The sequence below is a fragment of the Nocardia flavorosea NBRC 108225 genome, assembly GCF_001613385.1.
Classification (GTDB): Bacteria; Actinomycetota; Actinomycetes; order Mycobacteriales; family Mycobacteriaceae; genus Nocardia; species Nocardia flavorosea.
Map to the genome: position 1 here is coordinate 310,995 of NZ_BDCG01000018.1, position 7,419 is coordinate 318,413.

The 7,419-nt window shown below is 66.3% G+C and carries 11 protein-coding genes; 5 read left to right on the forward strand and 6 right to left on the reverse strand.

Annotated features, from left to right (window positions below; genetic code table 11):
- Positions 1 to 10 precede the first annotated feature (10 nt).
- Positions 11 to 1,006 (reverse strand): cytochrome P450, encoded by a 996-nt coding sequence (locus tag NFL01S_RS25270; RefSeq protein WP_245670868.1) that lies wholly within the window; start codon positions 1,004 to 1,006, stop codon positions 11 to 13.
- Here NFL01S_RS25270 and NFL01S_RS25275 point away from each other — a divergent pair.
- Together NFL01S_RS25275 and NFL01S_RS25280 are read left to right on the forward strand one after the other, a co-directional pair.
- Positions 990 to 1,715 carry a GbsR/MarR family transcriptional regulator gene (locus NFL01S_RS25275; protein WP_245670869.1) on the forward strand — a complete coding sequence of 242 codons (726 nt, stop codon included), beginning with the start codon at positions 990 to 992 and terminating at the stop codon, positions 1,713 to 1,715. The two genes, NFL01S_RS25270 and NFL01S_RS25275, sit on opposite strands and share 17 nt — an antisense overlap.
- 205 nt (positions 1,716 to 1,920) lie before the next feature.
- Complete coding sequence (locus NFL01S_RS25280) at positions 1,921 to 2,412, forward strand: pyridoxamine 5'-phosphate oxidase family protein (protein WP_062978820.1); 492 nt, start codon at positions 1,921 to 1,923, stop codon at positions 2,410 to 2,412.
- Between the two features lie 147 nt (positions 2,413 to 2,559).
- Here the strand turns inward: NFL01S_RS25280 and NFL01S_RS25285 are convergent, their stop codons facing one another.
- Positions 2,560 to 3,798, reverse strand: coding sequence for an FAD-dependent monooxygenase (locus NFL01S_RS25285; protein WP_062978764.1), 1,239 nt, complete (start codon positions 3,796 to 3,798; stop codon positions 2,560 to 2,562).
- Positions 3,799 to 3,875: 77 nt separating this feature from the next.
- On the opposite strand from NFL01S_RS25285, the gene NFL01S_RS25290 reads away from it, so the two are divergent.
- Entirely contained in the window at positions 3,876 to 4,490 is a 615-nt protein-coding gene (locus NFL01S_RS25290) for a TetR/AcrR family transcriptional regulator (protein ID WP_063916030.1), read from the forward strand.
- Positions 4,491 to 4,651: 161 nt separating this feature from the next.
- Here NFL01S_RS25290 and NFL01S_RS35715 read toward each other — a convergent pair whose 3' ends face one another.
- Genes NFL01S_RS35715 through NFL01S_RS35720 form a run of 3 tightly spaced genes read right to left on the reverse strand, consistent with a single transcriptional unit; the run spans position 4,652 to position 5,254 of the window.
- Entirely contained in the window at positions 4,652 to 4,807 is a 156-nt protein-coding gene (locus NFL01S_RS35715; protein ID WP_157116904.1) for a hypothetical protein, read from the reverse strand.
- Positions 4,789 to 5,115, reverse strand: a complete 327-nt coding sequence (locus NFL01S_RS25295; protein ID WP_062978765.1) for a hypothetical protein — start codon at positions 5,113 to 5,115, stop codon at positions 4,789 to 4,791. Before NFL01S_RS25295 ends, NFL01S_RS35715 begins: the two co-directional genes overlap by 19 nt.
- Positions 5,108 to 5,254, reverse strand: coding sequence for a hypothetical protein (locus tag NFL01S_RS35720; RefSeq protein ID WP_157116906.1), 147 nt, complete (start codon positions 5,252 to 5,254; stop codon positions 5,108 to 5,110). The genes NFL01S_RS25295 and NFL01S_RS35720 overlap by 8 nt, the downstream gene beginning before the upstream one ends.
- 343 nt (positions 5,255 to 5,597) lie before the next feature.
- Between NFL01S_RS35720 and NFL01S_RS25300 the strand changes: the two genes are divergently transcribed.
- On the forward strand, positions 5,598 to 6,494 hold the full coding sequence (locus NFL01S_RS25300) for a helix-turn-helix domain-containing protein (protein WP_062978766.1): 897 nt from the start codon (positions 5,598 to 5,600) through the stop codon (positions 6,492 to 6,494).
- A 3-nt stretch (positions 6,495 to 6,497) separates the two neighbouring features.
- Positions 6,498 to 6,701 carry a DUF397 domain-containing protein gene (locus tag NFL01S_RS25305; protein ID WP_062978767.1) on the forward strand — a complete coding sequence of 68 codons (204 nt, stop codon included), beginning with the start codon at positions 6,498 to 6,500 and terminating at the stop codon, positions 6,699 to 6,701.
- Between the two features lie 319 nt (positions 6,702 to 7,020).
- Here the strand turns inward: NFL01S_RS25305 and NFL01S_RS25310 are convergent.
- Positions 7,021 to 7,419 (reverse strand): sensor histidine kinase (locus tag NFL01S_RS25310; protein WP_157116908.1); only part of this gene is annotated, 399 nt, incomplete at its 5' end.

The following is a 7,419-nucleotide window of genomic DNA, read 5'->3' on the forward strand; positions in this document are numbered from 1 at the left end:
CCCTCGTCCCTCACCAGGTGACCGGAAGTTCGTGTGCGCCGTAGATGTCGAGGCCGTGTCGCAGCGGTATATCGGCGACCGGCACTGCCAGGCGCAGTGTGGGAAAGCGGCGTACCAGGGCGGGCAACGCCACGCGCATCTCCACTCGGGCCAATTGCTGACCGAGGCATTGATGCACGCCGTGACCGAAGCCGAGGTGCCCGACGGCAGAGCGGCCGATATCGAAAGTGTCCGGTTCGTGGAATTTCGCGGGATCACGGTTGGCGGCTTGGATCGATACCGCTACGGTTTCGCCTTTCTTGATCAGCTGTCCGTCGAGCTCGACATCCGTGAGGGCGGTTCGCGCGCTGGTGTGCGCAATGCTCAGGTAGCGCAGCAACTCCTCGATGGCGCGGTCGGTGGTTTCCGGGTCGTTGCGCAACTCCGCGAGCTGATCGGGGTGGGTGAGTAGCGCCGCGGTCCCCAGTGCCAGCATGTTCGCGGTGGTATCCAGTCCGGCGCCGAGTAGCAGAGTCCCGATCCCCGAGAGTTCGTCGTCGGTCAGGTCGGTTCCGGTGAGATCGCTGAGCAGGTCATCGGTCGGCGCATTGCGTTTGGCGAGCACCAGGCCTCGGAGGTAGTCCTGGACGGCGGCGAACGCCGCGCCCCGGGCCTCCATGGAATGGTCCGCGCCGCCGACCGCGGCGGCGACGTGCTGCTGGAAGAAGTCGCGGTCGTGGTACGGCACGCCCAGTAGTTCACAGATCACGAGCGCGGGGATCGGGAAGGCAAATACCTCGACGAGATCGACCGGGCCGCCGGCGCTTTCCATCGCATCGAGATGGGTGGTGGTGATATCGGCAACGTGGTCGCTGAGTTGCTGCATCCGGCGCACGGTGAACTTACCGGTCAGCAGTTTTCGGTAGCGGGTGTGCTCGGGAGGGTCCACGCCGAGCATATCGCCCGGTACGGCAGGTGCGAGCTCTCCCGCATCGGCCAGCGGATAGTGCGTGATTTCGTATCGCACGCGGCTCACTGCCGCCGATCGGCAGGAAATTGCCGAAGGGCTGGCGCGCGGAATCGGTTACGCCGAGATCGCTCGCCGATTGGCGCGCCCGACGTCCACTGTGAGCCGCGAAGTCCTTCGCAACGGTGGGCCCAACCGCTACCAGCCGCAACGTGCGCAACGCGCTACCGAACAACGCGCGCGCCGGCACAAGAGACCGGCCGAACCGGCAGCAACCGGTGGCCCCGACGATATCGCGACCCGCGAGTACCTCGACCGGCTGAGTGCCCTGATCACGCAGACGGGACTCCCACGTACCGCAGCCAAGGTGATGGCCACTCTGTACGCCGACAACGCTCCCGGCCTCACCGCTGCCGACCTGGCTCAGCGACTCCAGGTCAGCCCGGCTACCGTCTCCGCCGCCGTCGTCCTGCTGGAAACTCAGGGATTGATCCGCCGCGAGCGCAACGCGAGCGGAAGGCGCGATCGCTATCTCATCGACGACGACGCCTGGGTCCGTGCGACCTTGGCCAGTGCTCGGCAGGTCCACCTGCTCGCCGAAGCCGCTCACCAGGGAATCGCCGTATTCGGAGCGGCCACTCCGGCCGGATCACGACTGGGCACCATGAGCGAATTTCTGACATTCGTCGGCCACGACATGGTCGCCTCGGCCGAGCGCTGGCGGCAACTACTCGGCGGAAACGAGCCCGGCGGGTCCACGGACTCGTAGCCCCTCACGGCGCGATCCGCGAAATCGTTGCCCGGGTAGCGATGATTCCGGGCCGGTAGTTCGGTTCGGTCGCCTGTGGTGCGGACCGTGTCCGATCCGGAGACTCGGTCTGTATCCGTGGGTAGGTCGGCACGCAGCCGGTCGCGGCGATTTCGATCCGCTTGCCTCGACCGTGGTGTTGCCGGAGCGTCGTACCGTGGCGGGTATGACGACATGGAGCGAGTTCACCACCGAGGCGCCCCATATCAGCACGGTCTTCCGGCGCCGCCACACCGCGACCGGCAACCTGTGCATGCTCGCGACCCTGCGATCGGACGGGTATCCCCGTGTCAGCCCGGTGGAACCGATGATCTTCGAGGAGAAACTGGTGATCGCCGGTATGCCCGGCACCACCAAGTTCCGGGATCTCCTGCGCGATCCACGTTTCTGCCTGCATACCGCCACGGTCGACACCATGGTGTCCGACGGCGACGCGAAACTCTTCGGTGTCGTGGTCGACGATCCGGATTCTGCGCTGCACGCCCGCTTCGCCCAGTACCTGTACGAGGACAGCGGAATGGACCTGCGCGGTCAGGCGTTCGACCACTTCTTCGTCGCCGACCTCACCTCCGCGTCCTCGGTGGAGGTCGGCGACGACACCCTGAAGATCACGATCTGGAAGCCGGGCGAGGGGGAGCGGGTCGTCGAGAAGCGGTAGGCCCGGCGCCGCCCGCGCACCACGCCACGGCGGGGGTAGGACGTCGGCGCGGTCATCCGGGCCGGCCGGTCGCGCTCTCACCGATGTGGTCGCGGTTCGATATTGCATATTGCATGCCACGCGGCGAAGGGCCGGAATCCGGCGCGTCTAGCGGGCGTGTTCCGGTGCTTCGATATCCGGCGGCGTCGACTCGTCCGGTAGGGCGAACGACGAAAGGGTGCTGCTCGCGCCACCGGCAAGGAGCCGCTTGCGCAGCGTGGCCGGCAGCCTGGTCAGCAGGCGCGTGGCGGCGGCGTTGAACCGCAGGTGGGTACGGGAGCGGGGGATTCCACGCCGCAGCACGCCGGGTGCCACCTCCCGGCATCGTCGCACGTAGTCGCCCAGTTGTTGTTCGTAGACGGCGAATGCGTGCTCGTGAGCGCCGCCGGTCTCGGCGAGGACGCGCGCCAAGAGGTAGGCGCCGACGACCGCAAGGGTGGTGCCGCCGCCTACCGCGGGGCCCGGGGCGTATCCCGCGTCACCCACCAGCGATACCCGCCCCCGTGACCACGAGTCCAGCCGGATCTGGCTGATCGCGTCGAGATAGAAATCGTCCGCCCGGTCCATCTCGTCGAGCAGCCGGGGTATCTCCCAGCCCTCGGCCCGGTACTCCGCGCGCAACAGCCGGCGCTGGGCATCGATATCGCGGTGGTCGGAGACCAGTTCGGTGGTGCGGCGGAACAGGAAGACGGCGCGGGCCTGCCCCGTCTGCGTCACGGGGTACATGGCGGCGATCCGGTCGACCGCGTTGTAGAGGACGGTGTGCGTCGACAGCTCACGATAGTTCGGCAGGGTCCCCACGGCGAGATATCCGCCGAGGTGGTGACTCACCTCGTCTTCCGGCCCGAATACCAGGCGGCGCACTGTGGAGTGCAGCCCGTCGGCGCCGATGACGAGGTCGAACCGGCCGGAGCGACCGCTGTCGAAGGTGACATCGATACCGGCTTCGTCCTCGGCGAGAGTGGCGATCGAATCGCCGAACCGGTAGTCGACCCGGTCGGCGGTGGCCGCGTGCACGATCACGGCCAGTTCGCCGCGCATGATCTCCAGGTGGCGGTTGTCGGCGAAGGCTTCCGAGATATCGCGCAGGTCGACCTCGATGGGTGAACCACCGGGGCGTTCGTAGCGCAGCGCGGAGGTTTCGACGGCTACCGCGCGGAGCCGGGGGAGCAGGCCCATCCGGTCCATCACCGCGCTTGCGGGAGCGAACAGGTCCACCGCATGCCCGCCCAGCCCGAGCCTGGGTTGCGGGGTGCGTTCCACCACCACCGGCGTGAACCCGTAGTGCTGCAGCCAGTACGCGAGAACGGGTCCGGCGACGCCGGCGCCGGAAATCAGGATGTCCACCTCGGCTCCTCGTTCGTTTACTTAACGGTCGGTAAACGAGTTTACTTACCGGGCGGTCAACGCGCTAGGGTTGGCCGATGCCCAGAGCTCGATCCACCGAGACGCGTGACCGCATCCAGGCCGCCGCGCTGGAACTGTTCGCCACCCACGGGATCCGGGAGACCAGCCTCCGCCAGATCGCGGAGCGCCTGGGCATCACGAAACCCGCGCTGTACTACCACTTCGCCTCGCGCGAGGACCTCCTGCGCAGCCTGGTGCAGCCACTGGTGGACGAGGTCGACGCCGTGATCGCCGAGGACGAGGCGCGGCACGGCGGCGACGAACAAGTGAACGCCCGCGAATTGCTCACCCGCTATTTCGATGTCTCGTATAAACACCGCGACGTAACGGCCCTGCTGCTCCGGGATATCGCGCCCCTCGGCGAACTGGGCTTCCTGCAGAATGTGGTCGACTGGCGTCGCCGGCTCACGACATTGCTGGTCGGTCCCGACGCCGGTGTCGCAGACCGGGCCCGCGCCATCGTCGCACTGGGTGGTCTCGGTGATTGCCTGATCCTGCTGGCCGACGTCCCGGTGGACGAACTGCGGACGGCAGCCGTGGACGCGGCGTGCGCGGCACTGGGCGACGTGGGCGCCGCCGGTCCGGCGTCGACGCCCCCTCTCTCGCCCCGAGTGGACGCCGCCGACCACTAGCGTTCGGCCGGCCTCGCGGCATTCGACGAACGCGCCGCGCGTACGGCCCCGCGGTGACGGGCTGCCCAGTGGATGTACCAGCCGCGATGTGAAGCTCCAGTGCTATCGCGGTTTCGGGCCTGCCGGGCGCGAACACTCGCGAGTCCGCTCGACACCGTTCACTACACGCGGAAATGCTGTAGCAGCCGCGCGAGCGCGGACCGGGTCCGGCGCATGCCTTCGTCCCGATCGATCGACCGGGCGAGCAGGATCGTGTAGCCGATCGAGCCGAGCATGCCGAGCGTCACCACGCTGAGCGCTACCTCTCCCCACCGCATGCGGTGTCCTCTCTGTGCCAGCGGAAACCGCGGGGATAGACCCGGCTCGGCGTGATGAGCGCGGCATTCTCGGTGATGATCCGGCGGATATCGCGTGCGTGCGAATATCCCGGAACGATGACGGCCCGAGCGTCGAATTCGGCGGCGTACCGGGCCAGTGCGTGCGCGGTGACGAACGGCCGGGCGTTCGTTCTCACCGTGTGCACCAGCCGGCATCCGTTGCGCTCGGCGACTCTGTGCAGGTCGATATCGGGTGCCGGGATATCCAGCCGGATGAGGCCGACCGCCGCCGGTACCCGGTCAGGCATGCTCACCGTCCTCGGCCCACCGCCGCATGGCCTCGCGGATCAGTTCCAGGTGGGCGAGGGTGGGTGATGTCCAGGCGGTAGGCGCGGGGATCGCGAATTCGCCGCGGACCCGCACCGGCAATGACTCTTTTGCGCACATGATGAATCCCCACTCGTGACATAGGATTTGGCGTGCACCCGGTGCGGGGTCGGATATGTGGTGTCGGTGTCCTGTTACGGTTCCACCGGCTGTGTTGTGTCAGACCACCGGTTTTCGGCACTCCAGGCGTCGAACCGGTGTCCTCGACTGCGATTCGAGGTGGCCCGCACCGGGCGCGTTATCAGTAGAGCCCTGGCCCAGTTGAATGGGAAGCCGGAAACCGGAATTTCCAAGACAAACTTCCGGAATTCCTCCACACTCATTGCGGGGCTGAGATTTCCATGTATCGGCTTCCTTGTGCGGGCTTCCAGAATTCACACTTCCTGTTAGCAAAGGCAACGACATGGTCAAAGGATCGACACGTACGAACGCGTCTACGCTGCCCAGACGGGCGCTGGGCCGACAACTACGCAAACTCCGTGAACGGGCCGGGTATACGCAATCGGCGGCGTCGCGAGTAGCCGAGATTTCTCCCCAGTCGTATGGGCGCATCGAGGACGGCTGGCAGACTAAGGTCACCGATCTGGGGCTGAACGCGCTGGCCAATGCTTACGAAGCCACCGACCAGGAGCGTCGGCTCCTTCTCGACCTCGCCCGCGAGATCCGAGAGGCCACCGCGTCCGGCGGCGGGTGGTGGCGCGCGTACGCAGACGCGATGGTGTCGGGATTCGATCATTATCTTGCCCTCGAAGAGGCGGCGAACTGGGTGACCACCTGGCAAACCACGGTTGTCCCTGGCTTGCTCCAAACTCGCGACTACCGTCAGGCGCTCACCTGGGCAACGAATCCGAATCAATCTCCTGATGAGGTCAACCGCACACTGGACCTTGCGCAGCGGCGCCAAAACCTCCTGGACCGTTCGGACTTCCGGTTCGAGGCTCTGCTCACCGAGGCGGTACTTCGGTACAACGTGGGTAGCACGTCCGTCATGGCAGATCAGGTGGGGCACCTTATCGAGAAGTCGCAAGATCCGGGCATTGAGATCAGGATCGTCCCTAGCGTCGAGACCAGCCCTGTCGGGTTGATATCCAGGTCGTTTCATCTATTCAGCTTTCCGCCGCTGCGCGCATCCAAGCTTCAGGAACCGCCGGTGGCCTTCATGGAAGGATTCACCGGCGACCTGTACATAGAGCGAGACACCGAGGTTTCGAAGTACGCTCGCGAGGCCGAGCGGATCCGGCATGTAGCGTTGTCGCCGGCGGCATCGAGAGACCTGATGCTGCGGATTTCGAAGGAGTGAAGGATGATCGACCTGTCTCGGGCCGAGTGGTTCAAGAGCAGCCGTAGCCAAGGGGGCAGCGAGTGCGTCGAGGCCGCCTACCTGGACGGCGGGCATGTCGGCGTCCGCGACTCCAAGAACCCCTCCGGCCCCGCCCTGGTGTTCACCCCCGGTGAATGGGACGCCTTCCTGACAGGTGCCAAGGACGGCGAGTTCGACCGCCCCTGACCCCACGAATCACGACCCCCGAGTCCGGCAGAAGCATCGAACTCGGGGGTCGATTCGTGGTCGCAGCGGTTCGTGTGGGAGTTCCGTTGCCAGCGCAGACAGTCTGGTGTGAAACAGCCGCTACGCCCGGTGGTGCCGAGTTGGGCACTCAACCGCACGAGTAGCGCTATCACCAGGAACATAGACGCGCGAAGGGTAATAGGGGAGGTTCGCGGGGCGCTGCCCGCAACAAGCAAGCCCGGCTGACCGTCTCGGAAGCCGATGGCTCAGCGAAGCCGGCGTGACCTCGCTCGGGCCGGCACTTCTGCGCCTGTGACCGTCAGCTGGTGTCTGGTGGTGCGGCCGGTAGGCGCACGGTGCACCGGAGCCCGCCGGAGGGGCGGGGAGTGAGGGTCAGGGTTCCGTGGTGAGCTCTGGCGATGCTTTGGACAATTGCCAGGCCCAGTCCGGTACCTGCGTGGTCGGTGTGCAGGCGTTCGGTGCCGCGGCGAAACGGTTCGACCAGCGTGGACACCACCTGTGGCGAGATTTCCGCACCGGTGTTCTCGACAGTGAGCACGACCGTGCCGGGTTGCGCGCTGGTCGTAACCCATACGGTGCCCCGGTCGGGCAGGTTGTGCACGATCGCGTTGTGAACGAGGTTCGTGGTCAATTGGAGCAGGAGTGCGGGAGAGCCCATGGCTGGGGTTATATCGCCGGAGGTTTCGATGGCGATACT

Excerpts from the sequence above, each read along its gene's own strand:
- NFL01S_RS25280 (WP_062978820.1), top strand. The coding sequence starts at position 1,921 with ATGACGACATGGAGCGAGTTCACCACCGAGGCGCCCCATATCAGCACG.
- NFL01S_RS25290 (WP_063916030.1), top strand. The coding sequence starts at position 3,876 with ATGCCCAGAGCTCGATCCACCGAGACGCGTGACCGCATCCAGGCCGCC.
- NFL01S_RS35715 (WP_157116904.1), bottom strand. The coding sequence starts at position 4,807 with ATGCGGTGGGGAGAGGTAGCGCTCAGCGTGGTGACGCTCGGCATGCTC.
- NFL01S_RS25295 (WP_062978765.1), bottom strand. The coding sequence starts at position 5,115 with ATGCCTGACCGGGTACCGGCGGCGGTCGGCCTCATCCGGCTGGATATC.
- NFL01S_RS35720 (WP_157116906.1), bottom strand. The coding sequence starts at position 5,254 with ATGTGCGCAAAAGAGTCATTGCCGGTGCGGGTCCGCGGCGAATTCGCG.
- NFL01S_RS25300 (WP_062978766.1), top strand. The coding sequence starts at position 5,598 with ATGGTCAAAGGATCGACACGTACGAACGCGTCTACGCTGCCCAGACGG.
- NFL01S_RS25305 (WP_062978767.1), top strand. The coding sequence starts at position 6,498 with ATGATCGACCTGTCTCGGGCCGAGTGGTTCAAGAGCAGCCGTAGCCAA.